Raw genomic sequence first — 20,268 nt, forward strand, 5'->3', positions numbered from 1 at the left:
GCATAATCGCACCGAGCCGGACACGAACCTGCCGAACCTGGCGAAGCGGTCACTGTACGTGGGGCATGCGGGAGGACGACACATGGCGTGGCTGCTGGTCATCGTGGCCGGGTTCCTCGAGACCGGTTTCGCCGTGTGCCTGAAGCTGTCGCACGGTTTCACCCGGCTGTGGCCGACCATCGCGTTCTGCGCGTTCGCCCTGGGCAGCTTCGGGCTGCTGACGCTGGCACTGAAGAAGCTGGACGTGGGGCCCGCGTACGCGGTGTGGACGGGCATCGGGGCGGCGGGGACGGCGATCTACGGGATGGTGTTCCTCGGCGACCTGGTGTCGACGCTGAAGATCGTGTCGATCACGTTCGTGATCGTCGGTGTGATCGGCCTGCAGCTCTCGGGGTCCGCGCACTGAGCCCGCGCGGCCCCTACGGCACCGGCAGCCGGTGCAGGGCGCCGCGCACCAGGTCGGCGACACCGTTGCCGGCCGGCGGCGCGGCCACGCAGGACAGGGCGAGGCGGACCACGAGCTCGCAGGACCGGGCCAGTTCCGTGGTGTCGCTCCGCAAGGCGCCCGGTCCGGCCAGGGCGGCGACGGCACGGTCACGGACGAGCGCGACGAAGTCGGCGGGTGAGGGCAGCGGGCCGTCGGCGCGGCGCTGCGCGGGCACGGCGGAACGGGACGGCACGGCCGTCAGGGCCGGGGCGGGCAGGCGTTCGCTCCAGCAGCCGGTGAGCATGGCGCGGACCAGGGCGTTGTCGCGGGCGCTGGAGGCGGTCCACTCGGCGGTCGCGATCAGGCGGTCGCGCGGGTCCACGTGGCCGGTGAGGGCGCGGTCGACGCCGGTCAGGAAGCCGTCGGCCTCCCTGCGCACGAGGGCCCTGGCGAGACCGTCCTTGCTGCCGAACTCGTTGTACAGCGTCTGCCGGGAGACTCCGGCCGCGGCGGCCACGTCCACCATCCGCACCGCGGACCACGGCCGGCGTGCCAGTGCCGTGCATGCGGCGTCCAGCAGGGATTCCCGCGCTGCAGGCATCATCGCCTCCCTCGGGGCGGACGGCCGACCCCGCGGTTCAGGTTTGACGCGCCGCCTGACCCTGTCAAGGGGTCTCGGTCCCGGCCCCCGCTGGCCCCGCACCGACCTCGGCGGATACCGTTCGTTTCATGCCCGACTACCTCGACGACCTGCGTCTCGCCCACGTCCTCGCGGACGCCGCCGACGCCGCGACGACGGACCGGTTCAAGGCCCTCGACCTCAAGGTGGAGACGAAACCGGACATGACGCCGGTGAGTGAGGCGGACAAGGCCGCCGAGGAACTCATCCGCGGCCACCTCCGGCGCGCCCGCCCGAGGGACGCGGTGCTCGGCGAGGAGTACGGGGTGGAGGGCACGGGGCCGCGCCGCTGGGTGATCGATCCGATCGACGGCACCAAGAACTACGTCCGCGGTGTGCCCGTCTGGGCCACGCTGATCTCCCTCATGGAGGCCGGCGAGGGGGGGTTCCAGCCGGTCGTGGGGGTGGTGTCCGCTCCGGCGCTGGGCCGCCGCTGGTGGGCCGCGCGGGGGCACGGCTCTTTCGCCGGCCGCAGTCTGTCGTCGGCCTCCCGGCTGCAGGTCTCCCGCGTCTCCAGGCTCTCCGACGCCTCCTTCGCGTACTCCTCGCTCGGCGGCTGGGAGGAGCAGGGACGGCTGGACGGCTTCCTCGACCTGAGCCGCGCGGTGTGGCGCACGCGCGCGTACGGAGACTTCTGGCCGTACATGATGGTCGCCGAGGGATCGGTCGACCTGTGCGCAGAGCCGGAGTTGTCGCTCTGGGACATGGCGGCCACCGCCATCGTGGTCACGGAGGCCGGCGGCTCGTTCACGGGTCTCGACGGCCGCCCGGGGCCGCACAGCGGCAACGCCGCGGCCTCGAACGGTCTGCTGCACGACGAGTTGCTGGGGTACCTCAACCAGCGTTACTGAGCAGGTGGGGTTCCGCGTGCGCGCCCCCAATCCGCCGCACGCGCCCCCTTGTTGACCCCCGCTTTACCTGCCACTCTGGGAGTTCCCCCACTTGTGAACTTGTGAAAGCGCGAACGAGCGGGCCCCGTGGTCCGTGACCTCGCGTTTTCCGGTAGGAGGTGGCTCCATCCATGCTCGTCCGTGACGCCATGAGCACCGTGGTCCTCACCATCGGACCCGCCCACACCCTCCGGCAGGCCGCCGCCCTGATGTCCGCCCGCAGGGTGGGCGCGGCCGTGGTCCTCGACCCCGAGGGCACCGGCATCGGCATCCTCACCGAACGGGACGTCCTCAACTCCCTCGGTCTCGGCCAGGATCCGGACGCCGAGCGCGCCCACGCCCACACCACCACCGATGTCGTCTTCGCCACCCCGTCCTGGACCCTCGAGGAAGCCGCTGTCGCCATGACCCACGGCGGTTTCCGCCATCTGATCGTCCTCGACGGGGGCGGGCCCGCCGGCGTCGTCTCGGTCCGCGACATCATCCGCTGCTGGGCACCGGAGCGTCAGCGGGCGCAGCAGGTACCCGTGTAGCGACACGCGGAACGGGCCGGACTCCCTGGGGAGTCCGGCCCGTCGATCGACAAGCGGTCCAGCGCTGGAATCAGCCGCGCAGGGCCTGGACCGCGGCCTCCAGCCGCTTGCCGAAGTCCTCGTCCGCCTGACGGAAGTTGTTGATCGCACGGTCGGCGATGTCGTCGCGCGTCACCCCCGAGATGGCGTTCGCCAGGTTGTTCACCAGGCGCTCCTTCTCGTCCTCCGACATCAGCCGGTACAGGTTGCCCGCCTGGACGAAGTCGTTGTCCTCGGCGTGGACGGGCGTGACCGTCTCACCGGTGACACCGGTGACCGGCACGGGCTGCCACAGCGGACGGTCCGTCTGGAAGGGGCCGCCGAAGCTGTTCGGCTCGTAGTTCTTCGCGCCCTTGTGACGGCCGTCGTACAGGTAGCCGTCACGGGAGTGGGTGCGCGCCTCGGTGGCGTGCGGACGGTTCACCGGCAGGTGGTCGGCGTTGATGCCGACGCGGTAGCGGTGGGCGTCGCCGTAGGCGAAGAGGCGGCCCTGGAGCATCTTGTCCGGGGAGGGACCGATGCCCGGCACGAAGTGGGCGGGGCTGAAGATCGACTGCTCGACCTCCGCGAAGATGTTCTCCGGGTTGCGGTTGAGCTCCAGCTTGCCGAACTCGATCAGCGGGTAGTCGGCGTGCGGCCAGACCTTGGTCAGGTCGAACGGGTTGAAGCGGTAGGTGGCCGCCTCGGCCGCCGGCATCACCTGGACGTAGACGGTCCAGGACGGGAAGTCGCCGCGCTCGATGGCCTCGCGCAGGTCCCGCTGGTGGGAGTCGGGGTCCTTGCCCGCGAGGATCTCGGCCTCCTCGGCGGTCAGGTTCTTGATGCCCTGGTCCGTCTTGAAGTGGTACTTGACCCAGAAGGCCTCGCCGGCCTCGTTGTTCCACTGGTAGGTGTGCGAGCCGAAACCGTCCATGTGGCGATACGACGCCGGGATGCCGCGGTCACCGAACAGCCAGGTCACCTGGTGCGTGGACTCGGGCGACAGGCCCCAGAAGTCGAAGACGTTGTCCGCCTCCTGCGAACCGGTGTACGGGTCGCGCTTCTGGGTGTGGATGAAGTCCGGGAACTTGATCGCGTCGCGGATGAAGAACACCGGGGTGTTGTTGCCGACGAGGTCGTAGTTGCCCTCCTCGGTGTAGAACTTCAGCGCGAAGCCGCGCGGGTCGCGCACGGCGTCCGCGGCGCCCAGGTTGCCGGCCACCGTCGAGAAGCGCAGGAAGGTCTCCGTCTGCTTGCCGACCTCGGAGAGGAACGTGGCGCGCGTGTACTTCGTGACGTCGGCCGTCACCGTGAAGGTGCCGTACGCACCCGCGCCGCGGGCGTGCACCACACGCTCCGGGATGCGCTCCCGGTTGAAGTGGGCCAGCTTCTCCAGGAGGAGCTGGTCCTGCACGAGGACCGGGCCACCGACGCCCGCCGTCTCGCTGTTCTGGTTGTCGGCCACCGGAGCACCGGCCTCCGTAGTAAGCGGCCCCTGCGTCACGTACGCCTCCTGCGACATTGAACGACCCATCTGTTCCTTGGCTAAAGCCGAGCTCGATCCTACAATGGACAATGTCTAAGTCAAGGAAAGCTCCAAAGTCACACCCGTTCGGGACCTGGTCCCCCTGCTGTTAGGCTGGTGCCTATGAGTGACCTTCTGGAACGGCTCCGCGGACGTGGATGGCGGATGACCGCGCAGCGCCGTGTCGTGGCCGAGGTCCTCGACGGCGAACACGTCCACCTGACGGCCGACGAGGTGCACGCGAGGGCTGTCGTGAAGCTGCCCGAGATCTCCCGGGCGACCGTCTACAACACCCTGGGCGAGCTGGTCTCGCTCGGCGAGGTGCTCGAGGTCGCCACGGACAAGCGGGCCAAGCGCTACGACCCCAACGCCCACCGCCCGCACCACCACCTGGTGTGCGCGCAGTGCGGGGCGATCCGCGACGTCCACCCGACCGGCAACCCGCTGGCCGACCTCCCCGACACGGAGCGCTTCGGCTTCACGGTCTCCGACGTGGAAGTGACCTACCGCGGCGTCTGCCCGAACTGCGCGGCGGCCTAGACCGCACCGCCCGGCCCCGGGGCCCCGGCTGCGCCGGGCTCGCTCCCGGGCCGGAAAACACCGAGGGCCGGAACCCTTTCGGATTCCGGCCCTCGATTTCAGTAGCGGGGACAGGATTTGAACCTGCGACCTCTGGGTTATGAGCCCAGCGAGCTACCGAGCTGCTCCACCCCGCGGCGATGACCGCAACGTTACGTCAAGACGCGCGAAGGAAGCAAATCCTTTCACCGGGGCCGCTCGGGCCCCGCGGCACAGGGCCGCGGAACCCGCCCCGGCCGGCCCCGCACGGGGTCACGCCGACAGCTCCTCCCGCAGCGCGTCCCGCAGCCGCGTGGCCCGCTCCGTCACCGCCGCCGGCCCCAGCGCCGCCGCCCGGTCGGCCCACCGCTGGCCCTCCGCGAGCTCCCCCCGCCGCGCGCACACCAGCGCGAGCCGCAACGCCGCCCGCCCGTGCCCGGCGTCCGCGGCACGCGTCCACCACAACACGGCCTCGGGCTCGCTCCCCTCGCGCGCCAGCAGCAGTCCGAGGTTGAACGCCCCGTTCCGCGACCCGGCCTCCGCGGCCTCCCGGTACCACCGCGCCGCCTCGACGACGTCCCCCCGGGCCGCCGCGAGCATGCCGACGCGCACCTGCGCCCGCCGGTGCCCCTGGGACGCCGCCCGCTCGTACCACTCCTCGCACTCGCTGCGCCGGTTCACCGGCTCCCCCAGCTCGTGCGCCGGCTCGGGAGGCCTGCGGGCGTCGAGCACCGTGGCCAGCCGGTACGCGGCCTCCGCGCTCCCGCCGCCCGCCGCGCACCGCAGGAAGCGCTCCGCCTCGCCCTCCTCGCCGTCGCGCAGCCGCGCCATTCCGACCTGCAGCGCCGCCTCGGTGTGCCCGGCCGCCGCCGCCCGCTCGTACCAGCGCAGCGCGGCGTCGTCCTCACTCCGGCCGGCGTGCAGGATGCCGAGGTTGAAGGCGGCGTCCACGCTTCCGGCCTCGGCGGCCTTGGAGAACCAGGGTTCCGCACCGGTCTCGTCCCCGGCCCGCAGCAGCAGGATCGCCAGCGCGTTCGCCGCCTCGCGGTGACCGGCGTAGGCGGCCCGGCGGTACCACTGCTCGGCCGGGCCCGTGCGGCCCTGGTCGGCGCAGAGCAGCCCGAGGTTGTAGGCGCCGTTGATGTCGCCTGCGTCCATCGCGGCCCGGTACCAGCGCTCGGCGGTCTGCGTCTCGCCCCGCTCGGCGTGCAGCGCGCCCAGCGCGTTGGCGGCGTTGCCGTCCCCGTCCTGAGCGGCCCGCAGCCACCACACGGCGGCGTTCTCGGTGTCCCCGGCGTCGCGCAGCAGGAAGCCGAGCGCACAGGCGGCCCGCGCCTCTCCGTCCTTGGCGGACGTCAGGTACCAGCGGCCGGCCTCCTTCAGCTCACCGCGCTTCTCCAGGATCGCCCCGAGGTGCAGCGCGGCCCGGCGGTGCCCGCGCGCGGCGGCCTGCCGGTACCACTGCTCGGCCTCCTCGAGGACCCTGACGGCGTCGCCGTCGGACACCCGGGCGGCCCTGCGGTCCAGCGAGCGGGCCAGCCGGTACGCCGCCTCGCGGTGCCCCCGCTCGGCCGCGGCCCGCATCCAGCGCTCGGCCCCGTCCGTGTCCCCGCGGTGTTCCAGCAGGTCGGCGAGGGCGTAGGCGCCTAGGGCGTGACCCTGCTCGGCGGACTGGCGCAGCCAGTACTCGGCGGCCGGCTCGTCGCCACGCTCACGGTGGTGACGGCCGAGCGCGTGGGCCGCCGCGGTGGAACCGGCGACGGCGGCGATCCGCCACCATCCGGCGGCCTCGTCGGCATAGCCCCGCTGGTGCAGCAGGACGCCCAGGTTGTTGGCGGCGGCACGGTCGCCCGCGGCCGTGGCGGCACGCAGATGGGGTTCGGCTCCGTCGAGATCACCGCGACGCAGCAGCATGGCACCGAGGACGCTCATCGCCTCGATGTCGCCGGCCTCGGCGGCGAGCCGCCGGCGGAGCTCCTCCGCCGCCTCGTCGGCGGCTTCCCCCGCCTGGTCGCGAGGCTCCTCGCGGCGGGAGGACTGCACAAAACGCTCCGACTCGTACAGAGTTGACTTGTCCCCCATAACATCCATCGTCGCACCACCTGCAACCTGGGTACACCTGGTATACCGCAGTCAGTGAGGTCACTACAGCGTTTTGTCGACATGCCCACAGAGAGACAAGTCAAACACACATCCCCCAACTCCCGTCGGCGGCACGGCCGTCGCTCACCCAGGTACATGCGTTCGCACATCACAAAGGCCCGGATTCCCTAGGGAATCCGGGCCTTTGGTGTCGCCGACTTCGCGACGTCAGTAGCGGGGACAGGATTTGAACCTGCGACCTCTGGGTTATGAGCCCAGCGAGCTACCGAGCTGCTCCACCCCGCGCCGTTGTGCTGCAACCGTAGCACGGCGCGGGGTGGGCTTCTGACCAGCCCGCTCGCTAACTGCTCCGGCCGGCGTCGGGACCGGGACTGCTCTCCCCGCCGCCGGCGCCGCCCCCTTCGGCCGACTGGGCCTCCTCGGCCTTGCGGAGTGCGTCCTCCAGGTCCTTCTGCGCCTTGCCGTAGGCCTCCCAGTCGTTGTTCTTCAGGGCCTCCTGGCCTGCCTCGAACGCCTTCTGGGCGTCGTTCAGAGCCTCCTGGACCGTGGGGTTGTCGGACGTGGGCGGCGGCTCGGTGGCCTCGCCCTCACCCGTTCCCTCGTCCTCGCCCGGTGGCGGCTCGACGGGCGTGCCCTGTCCGCCGAAGACCTTGTCCAGTGCCTGCTCGAGGGTGTCCTCGAACGCGGTCTGGCCTCCGTAGGTCACCAGCACCTTCCGCAGCAGCGGGTACTTCAGTCCGCCACCGCGTACGTAGACCGGCTCCACGTAGAGCAGTCCCCCGTCGAGCGGGACGGTCAGGAGATTGCCGTACTCGACCTCCGAGTCGCCGCCCCTCAGCAGCCGGATCGTCTCGGCGATGTCCTGCTGCGAGTTGAACTGGCTCTGCACCTGCTTCGGTCCGGAGACCGTGGTGCTCGTCGGCAGTTTCAGGATTCTGATCTTGCCGTAGTCCCGGGTGCCCGGATCGGCGTTGACCGCCACGAACGCGCTGAGGTTGTCACGCCCGTTCGGGGTGAGTGTCGTGGTGAGCGAGAAGGTCTGCTCCTGCTGATCGGGCATCTTCATGCTCAGGTAGTACGGGGGCACCGCGTCGCCCGTCTTGTTCGTCGGGTCGTCCGGCACCTGCCACACCTCGCTGCCCGAGAGGAACGTGGTGGGGTCCTTCACGTGGTAGCGGGTCAGCAGCTCGCGCTGCACCTTGAACAGGTCCTGCGGGTAGCGCAGATGGGCCATCAGGTCGCCCGAGATCTCGCTCCTCGGCTCCACCGTGTCCGGGAACGCCTTCATCCACGTCTTGAGGACGGGGTCCTTGGTGTCCCACTGGTAGAGCTTGACCTCGCCGCTGTACGCGTCGACGGTCGCCTTCACCGAGTTGCGGATGTAGTTGACCTGGTTCTGCTGGGCCACCACGGCGCGCTGGTCGTTGGTGGCGGTCAGCGAGTCGGCCGTGGTGTCACCGAGCGTCGTCCTCGACGCGTACGGGTAACCGTTGGTGGTCGTGTAGGCGTCGACGATCCACTGGATCCGGCCGTCCACGACCGCGGGGTAGGCGTCGCCGTCGATGGTCAGCCACGGGGCGATCGCCTCGACGCGCTCCTTGGGCGTGCGGTTGTACAGGATCCGCGAACCGTCGCCGATGGCACCCGAGTACAGGATCTGCGGCTCGCTGAACGCGACGGCGTAGGCGGCCCGGTTGACCGGGTTGGCGAGGTTGACCCCGCTGTCGCCCTCGTAGCTGTAGGTCTTCTCGCCGCTGTCGTCGGAGTAGTCGATCTCCTTCTGGGGGCCGCCGACGATCGAGTACGTGGTCGTCCGCTCGCCGTAGTAGACGCGCTGCTCGTACGACCCGAGGTCACCCTTGGACGGCAGGTCCGACTCGGTGAACGACGGGCGGCCGCCGGAGTCGGCGCTGGTGCCCTCCGCGGCGACCACGCCGTACCCGTGGGTGTAGCGGAAGTGGTCGTTGATCCAGTTCCGCTTGGGGATGCCGTCGTAGTTGAGCTCGCGCAGACCGATGACCGTGTCCTGGTCCTTGCCGTCCTTGGTGTACCGGTCGACATCCAGGTTGGTCGGGAACGCGTAGTAGTTCCTGATCTGCTGGAGCTGCTGGAACGTCGGGGAGACGACGTTCGGGTCCATGATGCGGATGCTCGCCGCGTCGGTGACGTCGTCCCGCAGCTTGGTCTTGTCCTCGGTCTGGGCCGTGCCCGGGTACTCGGTGACCTGCGAGTCGTCGATGCCGTACGCCTCACGCGTGGCCTTGAGGTTCTTCTCGACGTACGGCGCCTCCTTGGCCTGCTCGTTCGGCTGGACCTGGAACTTCTGCACGATGGCCGGGTAGAGGCCGCCGATGAGGATCGCCGACAGAACCATCAGGCCGAAACCGATCACGGGCAGCTGCCAGGTGCGCCGCCACAGGGTGGCGAAGAACAGCAGCGCGCAGATGACGGCGATGCAGAACAGGATCGTCTTGGCCGGCAGATAGGCGTTGGCGTCGACGTACCGCAGGCCCGTCCAGCTGTCGGTCGCCTTGAAGTCGCTGGACTTCACCGCGAGGCCGTACCGGTCGAGCCAGTACGCGACCGCCTTCAGGGCGACGAAGATCCCGAGAAGCACCGACAGGTGTCCGGTGGCCGCGGCCGTGGCGCGCGCGCCCGGGCTGGTGATGCGCAGCCCGCCGTAGAGGTAGTGGGTGAGCGCGGCGGCGATCAGCGCCAGGATCGTGGCGGCGAAGCCGAAGCCGAGCAGGAACCGGTACCAGGGCAGGTCGAAGGCGTAGAAGGAGACGTCGAGCTTGAACTGCGGGTCCTTCTGGCCGAAGGACACGCCGTTGACCCACATCAGCCAGGTCCGCCACTGGCCCGACGCCGAGGCGCCGGCGATCAGCCCCACCAGGGCGGTGATGCCGAGCAGCAGCCACTTCTTGTACGGGGCGATGCCCATCCGGTACCGGTCGAGGTTCTGCTGCTCCATCGACATGGCGCTCAGCGGCGGCCGCATCCGGTGTGCCAGCCAGATGTTGAAGCCGACCGCCAGGGCCATCAGCAGACCGAAGACGAAGAACAGCCCGATCTTGGTCCACAGGGTCGTCGTGAAGACCGACGAGTAGTTGACCGAGCGATACCACAGCCAGTCGGTCCAGAACCCCGCGAACATGGTGAACACCATGCCGAGGACGGCCAGGACGCCCAGTGTCATGAGCAGGGTCCGGACCCGCCGGGACGGGCGGCCCACTCTGATCCGTGGCCCCGTCGGGCCTCCGCCGCGGTCCGGCATCTGGAAAGCCAAGGTAGGCACCTCGAAGTTCGCTGTTGATTCGTCAGGCCCGCGGTTCCACGGACCGTAAGTGGTCCCCCGTGATCGTGGGCCCACACCTATGCAACTTACCTACGCTTTACTCGGTTCCCGTTTCCGGCCAGGAACGAGAGAGGATTGTGACCATGTCCAACACACCCATGGCCGCCAACCCGCTCACCAGGGCCGTGCTCGAGATCGACGAGTACGCCTCCGGACTCGGCTGGGACCGGCCCGCCCGACTGTTCGCCCTCGTGGACACCGCCCGGCTGCGGGCCGAGCAGCCCTCGCTCGCCGGCCGGCTCGGTCAGGACGGCGAGCAGGAGACCACCGCCTACACCCCGATCGAGCAGGACGAGATTCCGACGGGCAAGCCGCTGGACGAGTTCCTGGGCACCATCGCCTGGCCCGACGCGGTCGCCGGCTGCGCGCTGACCGTGGAGCGGCTGATGCTGCCGCCGTCCGCGGAGGCGCAGGTCCCGAAGAATCTGGACGAGGCCACGCTGACCAAGTGGGTGGCGGAGCACCCTGAGCGTCAGGAGGTCCGGATGACGGTCGCGGTGCTGCGTGACGGCGCCCGCGAGTCCGCCCTGCGGTTGCGCGCCAAGGACTCCCCCACGGAGGTGCTCACCGGTTCCGACCTGGTGCCGGGCCTGGCTCAGGCGCTGGCGGCGACGTTCGAGGAGTAGCGGCCGCGGGCCGCCGGCCCGGGCGTGCCGAGGGCAGGTCAGGACACGGTGCACTTCGGCAGGCCGGCAGTGTCGCCGGAGCGGATGTCCTCCAGGGCGCCCAGGGCGTCGTCGATGGTGTCCACCTTCACCAGGGTGAGGCCCTCGGGGGTGTCCTCGGCGGCGGACGCGCAGTTGTCGGCGGGGGTGAGGAAGTACTCGGCGCCCTTGCCGCGCGCGCCGACCGTCTTCATCTCGATGCCGCCGATCGGTCCCACCTTGCCGTTGTCGTCGATCGTGCCCGTGCCGGCGACGAACGCGCCGCCGGTCAGGCTGCCCGGGGTGAGCTTGTCGTAGATGCCGAGGGCGAACATCAGGCCCGCGCTGGGCCCGCCCACGTCGGCGAGCCTGATGTCGATGCTGAACGGGAAGGTGTGGTCCGTCCCGGCGGAGATCCCGACGATGGCGCGCTTCTCGCCGGCGTCGTCGGAGGCCGCGGTGGTGATCGTGACCTTCTCGGTCTTCGTCGCCGTCCGCTTCTCCTTCTCGGCGGCGGCCTGCTCCTTGGCCGGCACGACCGTGAAGACGACGTCCTCACCGGGCTGGTGCTCGGTCACCAGATCGGCGACGTCGGCCGGCTCCTTCACCGCCCTGCCGTCGACGGCCCTGATCACGTCGCCCGCGTGCAGCTTGCCCTCGGACGGGGATCCCTTGACGACCGTGGAGACGATCACCCAGGACGTCACCGGGACGCCGAGCTCCTTCAGGGCCGCGACCTTGGCGCTCTCCTGGGACTGGCTGAACTCCTCGGCGTTCTCCTGGGTGGACTGCTCCTCCGTCTTGCCGTTGGGGTAGAGGGTGTCGTGCGGCACGACCTTGTTGTCGTGCGCGAGCCACCCGTAGACGGCCTCCACCAGGTTCATCCGGTAGTCGGCGCTGGTGACCCGCACCGTGGTCATGTTGAGGTGACCGTCCGTCGGGTACGTCCTGCGCCCGTCGATCTGGAGCACCGGCTCGCCGTCGTGCTCGCCCAGCGTGTTCACCGTCGGCCCCGGCGACATCTCCGCATAGGGCACGGGGATGAAGACTCCCGCGCACAGGAGCGCGATCAGCATCAGGGTGGAGGCGAGCATCGTCGCGGTGCGGCGTGGCATGCCTCGACAGTACGGGACGGGCCTGTCGGCGCACCGTCAGGGCCGCCCGTCCGGGCGGCCCTGACGGTGCGCCGCGCCACGACCCCGCGCCCGGGTCCCTCAGTGGCCCGAGCGTGGCCTTTCCATGGCCTCACGGAAGCGGGCGTATCCGATGACCTCGGGGCCGTCGCCGCGCACCTTGCGGGTCCGGTTGGCCCAACTGCCCCACAGTCCCGCTCCGATCGCGGCCACCAGCGGAATCAGCAACCAGGCGAGCGCCGCCATGCCGACCTCCCAACCCCATGAGCGTCCGCAAATGACTGATCAGCAGATTAACCATCCGCAGTGACAACGCTCACCTCAGGGGTGGGGTTCCGCAACCGGAGGTCGGGCCTGTCACCAGGGGCCTAACAGGCGCCCACCCATTCCTCGGTCCCGTCCGAGAACCTCTGGTGCTTCCAGATGGGCACCTCGTGCTTCAGGTCGTCGATCAGCTTCCGGCAGGCCTCGAAGGCCTCCCCCCGGTGCGGACACGACACGCCGACGACCACGGCGAGGTCGCCGACCCTGAGGTCCCCCACACGGTGGACGGCGGCGAGCGCCCGTACGGGGTACTCGGCGGCGACCTTCCCGGCGATCCGCCGCATCTCCTCCTCGGCGCTGGGGTGGCACGAATAGCCGAGCGTGTCGACGTCGGCGCCCCCGTCGTGGTTGCGCACGGTCCCCACGAACAGCGCCGTCCCGCCGGCGGCGTCGTCCCCGACCGCGCGGAGGACCTCGTCCACCGACAGCGGTTCGTCGCGGATCGCGATCAGCTTGATCGGGTCCTGTGCGGCCTGCTCACCGGGATGATCGTGCGTGGATGCCATGCCCCCATCGTGCCCCACCCCGGCCAGGAGGCGGAACAGAGACATCGCCCGGTGCGCGCGTGCCGCCGCGGAGCCTCCTGCGGGGACGGCACGCGGGCCGGGCGCCGGGGCCGGTCAGATCCGGCGCCGGGCCTTCCGCGCCCGTCGCACCACCGCTGCCGCGCCCAGCAGCGCCACCGTCGCGCCCGCGGCACCCGCCGCCGTCGCGTCCTTGCGCCCCAGCCGCCGGCCGGCGACCGTGTGCCTGCCGGAGACCTCCTCCAGCAGCTCCGCGAGCACCTCCTCGTTGGTGTGCGCGGGCCGCCACCCGGCGTCGTGCAGCCGGCTCCCGCTCACCACCCACGGATACATCGTGTACGCCAGGTCCCCGGCCGGGGACGGGGTGAGCCCGATCCGGTGCAGCCGGGCCGCCGCGCCCAGCGCGACCGCCGACGGCAGCTCCATCCGCCGGATCCCGCTGAGCTCCTCGACCTCCTCCTGCTCCAGCCATCCGTCGCAGCCGACGGCCAGCTCGCCGTCGACCTTCTCCAGCACGGCGTACTCCAGCGCACTGCACAGATCGTCGACGTGGCAGAACTGCCACGCGGGCCGCGATCCGGCCACCACGAGCAGCCGGGGCGACTCGAAGTACCTGGTCAGCGCCGTGTCGGTGCCTCCCACCAGCACGGCGGGGCGGACGACGGTGACATTGAGGCCGGGGTGGGCGCGCGGTGCCCGGCGCGCCAGCCGCTCGATCTCGAGGAGGTCGCCGACACCCGTCGCCTCCGCCGTGGCGCGCAGTTCGGCGTCCTCGGACAGCGGCAGCTCGTTGTCCGGCAGGGCCCCGTAGACCATGGTCGAGGTGCACAGCACCACCCGGTGCACCCCGGCGGCCGCGGCGGCCGTCAGCACGGTCTGCGTGCCGCGCACGTTGTAGGCCGTCCGGGCGGCGCCGTCGGTCTCCAGATCGAGGTCGAGCGCCAGGTGGACCACCACATCGGCGCCCCGGAGCTTCTCCGCGATGGCAGGATCCCGTACGTCGAGGATGTGCCAGCGCGCCTCGGCGCACTCGCCGCGCCGCTCGTCGATGGCGATGACCTGCTTGATCTCCTCCGAGGTGGCGAGCCGCGCGGTGAGCAGCGCGCCGATGCCGGACGCGGCTCCGGTGACCGCCACGACGGGCCCGCGCGCGGCGGGCGTCCTGCCGGCGCGCGGCGCCGTCGTCGGGCGGTGGTCGGGTGACGGGTGGGCTGAGTCGTTTCGCGCTGCGCGAACCTGCGGATCTGGGGAACTCACCGGGCGTCTCCAGCGGTTGTCTTCAGTACGAGCGCGACCGACGCGTGCGTACCAGGTGGCATCCATCCTGCCGCAGGCCTCCTGTCGGCGAAGCACCGAGGCCCGAACGGCTTCAGGTGTCTACGCTGGGTGGTGTTGTCGGGCAGCCGTGCCGCCGGAAAGAACCGGCGGCCCTACAAGCCGAGGAATCCCGTGAGTGACACCCCATTCGGATTCGGCCTTCCGCCGGAGGAGCCGGACGACGGCGACGAGGGCAAGAAGAAGGACCCGCAGAGCGGCGGTGGTCAGGGCCCGGCCAACCCGTTCGGCTTCGGCACGCCCGGAGCCGGAGGTTTTGGCGGCCCCGGCGCGGACAATCCGTTCGCCGCGATGTTCGGGTCGCTGAACCCCAACGACCTGGGCGCCGCGTTCCAGCAGCTCGGCCAGATGCTCTCCTACGAGGGCGGGCCGGTGAACTGGGACATGGCCAAGCAGATCGCCCGCCAGACGGTCTCCCAGGGCACCGCGGAGGGGTCCAAGGACGCGAGCGTCGGCCCCGCCGACCGCAGGGCCGTGGAGGAAGCCGTCCGCCTGGCCGATCTGTGGCTGGACGACGCCACGTCGCTGCCGTCGGGAGCCAACTCCGCCGTGGCCTGGAGCCGTGCGGAGTGGGTCGAGGCCACCCTTCCGGCGTGGCGGGAACTGGTCGACCCGGTCGCCGAGCGCGTCGGGAACGCGATGGGCGACGTCCTGCCGGAGGAGATGCAGGCCATGGCCGGCCCGCTGATCGGCATGATGCGCTCCATGGGCGGCGCCATGTTCGGCACGCAGATCGGGCAGGCCGTCGGCGTGCTCGCCGGTGAGGTCGTCGGTTCGTCCGACATCGGCCTGCCGCTGGGCCCGGCGCGCCGGGCCGCGCTGCTGCCGCTCAACATCGAGGCCTTCGGCAAGGACCTGGGCGTGCCGCAGGACGAGGTGCGGCTGTACCTCGCCCTGCGCGAGGCCGCCCACCAGCGCCTGTTCGCGCACGTCCCGTGGCTGCGCTCGCACCTCTTCGGCGCGGTCGACGGCTACGCGCGCGGGATCAAGGTCGACACCGGCAAGCTCGAGGACGTCGTCGGCCAGTTCGACCCGCAGAACCCTGAGCAGCTGCAGGAGGCCCTCCAGCAGGGCATGTTCCAGCCGGAGGACACGCCGGAGCAGAAGGCTGCCCTGGCCCGTCTGGAGACGGCGCTGGCACTCGTCGAGGGCTGGGTGGACGCGGTGGTGCACGCGGCGGCCAAGCCCCGGCTGTCGTCGGCCGACGCGCTCCGCGAGACGCTGCGCCGGCGTCGCGCCTCGGGTGGCCCGGCGGAGCAGACGTTCGCCACGCTGATCGGTCTGGAACTGCGTCCGCGCCGGTTGCGGGACGCCTCGCGCCTGTGGGCCTCGCTCACCGACGCGCGCGGAGTCGACGGCCGGGACGCCCTGTGGGCGCACCCGGACATGTTGCCGACGGCCACCGACCTGGACGACCCGGACGGTTTCGTGCACCGGGAGCAGATCGACTTCTCCGAGCTGGACAAGATGCTCGGCGAGGCCGCCGGCGGGCCCGACCTCAGGAAGAAGGACGAGGGCGAGGACGAGGACGGGAACAAGGGCGAGAACAAGGGCGACGGCACCGAGTGAGCCTGTACGACGACGCGGTCCTCGTACTCAAGGGGTACGAGGACCAGCCGGAGCTGCGCCAGGCCTATCTGGACCATCTCGCCGCCCATCCGGACGGCGTGTGGAAGGCCTGTCACGCAGGGCATGTCACGGCGAGCGCGCTGGTGATCGACCCGGAGCGCGGCCGGGTCCTGCTGACCCTGCACAGGAAGCTGCGCATGTGGCTCCAGATGGGCGGCCACTGCGAACCCGGCGACGTCTCGCTCGCCGCGGCGGCCCTGCGGGAGGCGACGGAGGAGTCCGGCATCCCGGGCCTGACGCTCCTCGCGGGCGGTCCGGTGCGGCTGGACCGGCATGCGATCCCGCCGCCCTGTCACTGTCACTTCGACGTCCAGTACGCGGCCGTGGCCGCGCCGGACGCCGCGCACGCGATCAGTGACGAGTCCCTGGACCTGCGCTGGTTCCCCTACGACGAGGTCGTGGAGGTGGCCGACGAGTCGGTCCTGCGTCTGGTCGGGGCGACCCGGGCGAGACTGGGCGTCTGACGGCACGCGAGAGGGGCGACCGCCGCGGTGGTCACCCCTCGCCCCCGTCGCGGTGCGGCCCTCAGCTCCAGACGTTCCCCTGGTTCTGACCGCGGGCGCCCTGCTGCCCCATGCCGTACTGCGCGGCGAGCCCCGAGCCGATCTGGGCGTTCTGCGGCGGCAGCAGCTCGCTGGGCTGGACGAGCGCGAAACCGCTGCCCATGAAGCTGAGCTCCCAGCCCTCACCCGTACTGCCGCGGCGCCGCCAGACCCCGGAGGAGTGGGTCTGCGCCTGCATCTGCACCCGCAGTGAGGTGGACCACGCGACGATCGCGTCGGCGTCGCAGTTGACGTACTTGTCCGGCGTCACCTGCATCAGCAGCGGCATGCCGGAGGTCATCAGGGCGACCCTGCCCCGGCCGGTGATGTTGAGCTGGTACTTCCCGGAGCCGGAGATGCCGTAGAGGCTGTCGACGGCGATGACCTCGTGGTGCAGCGAGGAGTCCATCGCGAGCACGTAGCTGCTGTCGACCGTCAGCCCGTCCTGCTCCACCTCCATGATGTGGATGCGCTGGGCGAGGTTGGCGAGGTAGACGGTGCCCTGCCCGTGGCAGCGCATCAGGTCGAGTCCTTCACCGGTGTGCGCGCGGGAGCGGGCCTGGCTGTTGCTCTGGAACTCGGCGTCGAACTCGACGAGCCCCTGGTAGGCGACCATCGTGCCCTTGCGGGCGAGGACGTCGTCGTGACCCTCCAGGGCGACGCGGAGCATCTGCTGGTTCTGCAGGCTCCAGCGGTCCTGGGACTGCTGGTCGTTGAAGGCGAAAAGCGGGCTCTGCATGGTGTGGTTGCTCCCCCTCAGCCCCGGACCCGGAGACGGTCGGTGCTGTCCTCACTGGGCTGGACGACGACGATCCCCTGACCGGAGAAGGCCATCTGGTAGGCCTCGCCGCTGCCGCGGCCGATCAGCGACTGGGCGCGGAAGCTGCGCTTGCCCTTCACCTTGAGGTTCGGGGACCAGGCGACCAGGGCGTCCGGGTCGACGTAGGTCTCGTCGTCGCCGCCACCGCAGTCGACGACGATCGGCTTGCCGCGTGAGGTCAGTGCGACCCAGCCCTGCCCGGAGATCCTGGTGTTCCACAGGCCCTGTCCGGCGAACTTCGCCAGACCCTTGACCCGCTCCACGCCCCACGTCAGATGGGCGTCGAAGGCGAGCAGATTGGTGGCGTTGACGGAGATGCCCTCGCCACCCAGGTTGATCACGACGACGTTGGCGCCGTAGTCGGCCAGGTAGAGCAGGCCGTCGCCGGAGCACTTCATCAGGGGCGCGCCCTCACCGGTGAGCCAGTCCTTGGCGATCTGGCGGACGGCCGGCGGGTTGGGCTCGTACTGGACGAACCCTTCGTAGGCGACCATGGAGCCCACGCGCGCGAGGAGGTCGTTCCCGGTCTGCATGGCGACCTTCAGCATGTGGTTGCCGTGGTTCTCCATGCGGGCGGTGACGGGGGCGGGGGCGTAGCCCGCGAGTGGCTGGTTCATGACGGGCTCCCTTCAGATCTCGTACGGCTGGACGACGATGAAGTTGCCGGGTGCGCCACGGAACTGCAGGTTGACGCTCTCCCCGGTGTCGCCGGGGTAGGAGTTGCGGCGCATCCGCACCTGGCTGGAGACGACCACCTGGGAGGCGGCCGACCAGGCGACCACGGCGTTGCAGTCGGCGAAGGTGGTCGGCGTGACCGGCAGCACCACGGGCGTGCCGTGCGTTTTGACGACGATCGTGCCGGTCCCCTGGAACTGCATCGTGAACAGCGCGCCGCCGGGGATGCCGTGCCCCTCGATGCGGCGGACCTCGTGCTGGAGGGTCTCGTCGAAGGCGAGGACGTTCTCCGCGGAGACGCACACGGCGTCGCCCTGGAGCTCGATCGGGTGCAGCATCGTGGAGTTCTCGGCGAAGAACACCTGCCCCTGGCCGGTGCAGCGCATCAGCTGCATCTCCTGGCCGGTGGCGTTGCCCACGACACGGCCGGAGAACCCGGCCCCCTTGTAGCTGAAGTCGACCTTGCCCTGGTAGAGCACCATGCTGCCCTGCCTGGCCAGCACGGCCTGCCCGCCGATGCCGAGGTCGGCGCGGACGAGCTTCTTGTTCTGCTGGGTCCAGCGCTGCCCGGTGGGCGTCTCCTTGAACTGCTGGAGCGCGCCGAGCACGCCGGTGCCCTGCGGCGCGCCCTGGGGAACGCCCTGGGGAGCTCCGTAGGGGGCCTGCTGGTGGGGCACCTGTCCGGCCGGGGGCTGCTGGCCGTAGCCGGGAGGGGGGGTCGGCTGACCGTAGCCGGGCGGCGGGGCGGGTGCCTGCGGCGCCTGCGGCTGGCCGTAGCCCGGGGGCGGCGGGGCGGGCTGCCCGTACGGCGGCTGCTGGACCGGCTGGCCGTAGGGCGCGGGGGCCGGTGCCGGAGGCGGGACGGGGAAGCCGCCGGGCGGTGTGTTCATGGGCGCGACGATGGTCGGCGCGGAGTGCACCGGGGGTGCGGGAGGCGTGGGGGCCGGCGGCGGGGTGGCGCCGGGAGGCGGCGCGAAGCCCTGTGCGGCGGGCTGCGGCGCGGGAGCCGGGACGGGAGCCTGGGCCGGGGCGGGAGCGGGGCCACCGGCGGGGGTACCGAAGGCGGGCGGGGCGGCGGCCTGGGCGGGCGGGGCGAAACCGGGAGCGGCTCCCCCGGGCTGCGGCTGCTGCTGCGGGGCGGCCGGTTCTTCCTCGGCCACCTCCCCGCCGAAGTTCCGCAGCAGCGCGTCGAGCCCGCCGTCGAAGCCCTGTCCGACGGCGGCGAACCGCCACACGTCCTTGAAGTAGAAGTCTCCGAGCATCACGGCCCGCTCGGTGGAGAACTCCGAACCGCTGAAGGGGTACCGGGCCACTTCCTCGCCGCCCGCGACGATACGGATGTATCCGGGACCGACCTGCGACATCTGCCCGGCGCCGTCGAGCGTCGCCGTGAAGGACAGCTTCCTGATCTGCTGCGGGATCCGGTCCAGCGTCACGCGGAAGGACTCCGTGTCCCCCGCCTGGGCACCCAGCAACTGGATGGACTCCTCGGGGGACTTCGGCTGGTTGTAGAAGATGAAGTACCGGTCGTCCGAGAGCCGTTCCCCGGCGTCGAGACCGAAGCAGCTGATGTCGAAGCTCAGCCCCGGGCCGGAGATCTGCACACCTACGTACAGATCCGTGCCCGCGGTGAGGTCACTGATCCTGGCCTTGTGGCCGCGTTGGAATTCCCTGGCCATGCGTACGACCGTCCCCCATCCCGAATGTGAGTGCGTCGCGCCAGGCTAACGGCAAACGCCGACACCGGAAGAAGTCGGTACAGACCCGGTACACAACGCGTACGGGCCCTACGGTGCGCTCACCTCGGGCGGTTCTCACGCATCGCGCGCACCCGGAACGTGCGGGAGCCGTTCGGCCGCCACCACGCCCTCGAGGTAGCCACGGGCACGCTCGGTCCTGGGATATGCCTCCAGCAGCCGCCAGAAGCGGGGCCCGTGCCCGGGCACCAGCAGATGCGCCAGTTCGTGGCAGAGGACGTAGTCGACGACGTAGTCGGGCATGCCCTGCAGCCGGTGCGACAGACGGATGCTGCCCTCGGACGGGGTGCACGAGCCCCAGCGCGTGTTCTGGTTGGTCACCCAGCGCACGGAGGCGGGCCTGGCCCGCCCGTCGAAGTACTGGCCCGACAGCCGCCGGGCGCGTTCGGCCAGCTCCGCGTCCCCGAGCGCGCGCCTGCTCTCCTGGGCGGCCAGTTTGTCGAGCATGACGTTCACCCAGCGCTGCTCCTCCGCCTCGGACATCCGGGCGGGAATGAGCACGACGGTGCGATCGCCCTCGCGGTACGCGGAGACCGTTCTGCGTCGACGGGCGCTCCTGCGGACCTCGATCGCGCTCGCCCGTGAGCCGTTCGTCGGCTGGCTCGTGCTGCGCTGTGACGTTCCGGCGCGGTGCAGTGGGTCGGCGGGCACGCCCCGACGTTACCCGTTGCACACGGGGAAGTCTTGACCCCGGGCGCGGATCCGTGGCGTTCCCACCACCGGGCGCCGGATTTGTACGATGAGTCACGGCTTCTGTGGACAACTTTCGGCGGCCTCCGGCACGTCCCGGCATG

19 protein-coding genes and 2 tRNA genes are annotated in these 20,268 nt (G+C 70.9%); 7 read left to right on the top strand and 14 right to left on the bottom strand.

The features are described from left to right. Window positions 1-82 precede the first annotated feature (82 nt). Window positions 83-406, top strand: a complete 324-nt coding sequence (locus tag BU52_RS23840) for a DMT family transporter (RefSeq protein ID WP_037937811.1) — start codon at window positions 83-85, stop codon at window positions 404-406. Between the two features lie 13 nt (window positions 407-419). Here BU52_RS23840 and BU52_RS23845 read toward each other — a convergent pair whose 3' ends face one another. Further along, window positions 420-1,031, bottom strand: coding sequence for a TetR/AcrR family transcriptional regulator (locus BU52_RS23845; RefSeq protein WP_037937812.1), 612 nt, complete (start codon window positions 1,029-1,031; stop codon window positions 420-422). A gap of 125 nt (window positions 1,032-1,156) precedes the next feature. Here BU52_RS23845 and hisN point away from each other — a divergent pair, with 125 nt between their 5' ends. Both hisN and BU52_RS23855 read left to right on the top strand, forming a co-directional pair. After that, on the top strand, window positions 1,157-1,957 hold the full coding sequence (hisN, locus tag BU52_RS23850; protein ID WP_037937814.1) for a histidinol-phosphatase: 801 nt from the start codon (window positions 1,157-1,159) through the stop codon (window positions 1,955-1,957). A 170-nt stretch (window positions 1,958-2,127) separates the two neighbouring features. Continuing rightward, complete coding sequence (locus tag BU52_RS23855) at window positions 2,128-2,529, top strand: CBS domain-containing protein (protein WP_037937816.1); 402 nt, start codon at window positions 2,128-2,130, stop codon at window positions 2,527-2,529. Window positions 2,530-2,599: 70 nt separating this feature from the next. On the opposite strand, the gene BU52_RS23860 is transcribed toward BU52_RS23855, so the two are convergent. Continuing rightward, window positions 2,600-4,051, bottom strand: coding sequence for a catalase (locus BU52_RS23860; RefSeq protein WP_235216409.1), 1,452 nt, complete (start codon window positions 4,049-4,051; stop codon window positions 2,600-2,602). A 144-nt stretch (window positions 4,052-4,195) separates the two neighbouring features. Here BU52_RS23860 and BU52_RS23865 point away from each other — a divergent pair, with 144 nt between their 5' ends. Beyond that, window positions 4,196-4,612 (top strand): Fur family transcriptional regulator, encoded by a 417-nt coding sequence (locus BU52_RS23865; RefSeq protein ID WP_078903419.1) that lies wholly within the window; start codon window positions 4,196-4,198, stop codon window positions 4,610-4,612. 102 nt (window positions 4,613-4,714) lie between these two features. Here BU52_RS23865 and BU52_RS23870 read toward each other — a convergent pair. The 4 genes from BU52_RS23870 to BU52_RS23885 all read right to left on the bottom strand — a co-directional run bounded on the left by BU52_RS23870 (window position 4,715) and on the right by BU52_RS23885 (window position 10,010). Further along, window positions 4,715-4,788 (bottom strand) — tRNA-Met (locus tag BU52_RS23870). A gap of 115 nt (window positions 4,789-4,903) precedes the next feature. Then, a complete protein-coding gene (locus BU52_RS23875; protein WP_200881265.1) occupies window positions 4,904-6,721 on the bottom strand; it encodes a tetratricopeptide repeat protein in 1,818 nt (605 codons plus the stop codon). Between the two features lie 223 nt (window positions 6,722-6,944). Further along, window positions 6,945-7,018, bottom strand: a tRNA-Met gene (locus BU52_RS23880). A 55-nt stretch (window positions 7,019-7,073) separates the two neighbouring features. After that, window positions 7,074-10,010: a UPF0182 family membrane protein gene (locus BU52_RS23885; protein ID WP_078903420.1), complete on the bottom strand. Its 2,937-nt coding sequence runs from the start codon at window positions 10,008-10,010 to the stop codon at window positions 7,074-7,076. Between the two features lie 164 nt (window positions 10,011-10,174). Between BU52_RS23885 and BU52_RS23890 the strand changes: the two genes are divergently transcribed. Next, on the top strand, window positions 10,175-10,717 hold the full coding sequence (locus BU52_RS23890) for a PPA1309 family protein (protein ID WP_037937825.1): 543 nt from the start codon (window positions 10,175-10,177) through the stop codon (window positions 10,715-10,717). Between the two features lie 38 nt (window positions 10,718-10,755). Here BU52_RS23890 and BU52_RS23895 read toward each other — a convergent pair whose 3' ends face one another. The 4 genes from BU52_RS23895 to BU52_RS23905 form a co-directional block, all read right to left on the bottom strand. Then, window positions 10,756-11,850 (bottom strand): YlbL family protein, encoded by a 1,095-nt coding sequence (locus BU52_RS23895; RefSeq protein ID WP_037937827.1) that lies wholly within the window; start codon window positions 11,848-11,850, stop codon window positions 10,756-10,758. A 99-nt stretch (window positions 11,851-11,949) separates the two neighbouring features. Further along, entirely contained in the window at window positions 11,950-12,114 is a 165-nt protein-coding gene (locus BU52_RS35780; RefSeq protein ID WP_167343540.1) for a hypothetical protein, read from the bottom strand. A 122-nt stretch (window positions 12,115-12,236) separates the two neighbouring features. After that, on the bottom strand, window positions 12,237-12,698 hold the full coding sequence (locus BU52_RS23900; RefSeq protein WP_037937900.1) for a molybdenum cofactor biosynthesis protein MoaE: 462 nt from the start codon (window positions 12,696-12,698) through the stop codon (window positions 12,237-12,239). Window positions 12,699-12,812: 114 nt separating this feature from the next. After that, window positions 12,813-13,973: an SDR family oxidoreductase gene (locus BU52_RS23905; RefSeq protein ID WP_078903421.1), complete on the bottom strand. Its 1,161-nt coding sequence runs from the start codon at window positions 13,971-13,973 to the stop codon at window positions 12,813-12,815. 192 nt (window positions 13,974-14,165) lie between these two features. Here BU52_RS23905 and BU52_RS23910 point away from each other — a divergent pair, with 192 nt between their 5' ends. Continuing rightward, window positions 14,166-15,620, top strand: a complete 1,455-nt coding sequence (locus tag BU52_RS23910) for a zinc-dependent metalloprotease (RefSeq protein WP_037937830.1) — start codon at window positions 14,166-14,168, stop codon at window positions 15,618-15,620. Next, entirely contained in the window at window positions 15,617-16,144 is a 528-nt protein-coding gene (locus BU52_RS23915; protein ID WP_037937831.1) for an NUDIX hydrolase, read from the top strand. The genes BU52_RS23910 and BU52_RS23915 overlap by 4 nt, the downstream gene beginning before the upstream one ends. A gap of 61 nt (window positions 16,145-16,205) precedes the next feature. Here BU52_RS23915 and BU52_RS23920 read toward each other — a convergent pair whose 3' ends face one another. The 4 genes from BU52_RS23920 to BU52_RS23935 all read right to left on the bottom strand — a co-directional run bounded on the left by BU52_RS23920 (window position 16,206) and on the right by BU52_RS23935 (window position 20,125). After that, window positions 16,206-16,961 (bottom strand): AIM24 family protein, encoded by a 756-nt coding sequence (locus BU52_RS23920; protein WP_037937833.1) that lies wholly within the window; start codon window positions 16,959-16,961, stop codon window positions 16,206-16,208. 17 nt (window positions 16,962-16,978) lie between these two features. Next, window positions 16,979-17,659, bottom strand: coding sequence for an AIM24 family protein (locus tag BU52_RS23925; RefSeq protein WP_037937834.1), 681 nt, complete (start codon window positions 17,657-17,659; stop codon window positions 16,979-16,981). A gap of 12 nt (window positions 17,660-17,671) precedes the next feature. After that, window positions 17,672-19,396 (bottom strand): TerD family protein, encoded by a 1,725-nt coding sequence (locus BU52_RS23930; RefSeq protein WP_037937835.1) that lies wholly within the window; start codon window positions 19,394-19,396, stop codon window positions 17,672-17,674. Between the two features lie 135 nt (window positions 19,397-19,531). Continuing rightward, window positions 19,532-20,125: a M48 metallopeptidase family protein gene (locus BU52_RS23935; RefSeq protein WP_078903422.1), complete on the bottom strand. Its 594-nt coding sequence runs from the start codon at window positions 20,123-20,125 to the stop codon at window positions 19,532-19,534. Between the last annotated feature and the right edge of the window lie 143 nt (window positions 20,126-20,268).

It is taken from the genome of Streptomyces toyocaensis (assembly GCF_000725125.1).
GTDB classification, from domain to species: domain Bacteria; phylum Actinomycetota; class Actinomycetes; order Streptomycetales; family Streptomycetaceae; genus Streptomyces; species Streptomyces toyocaensis.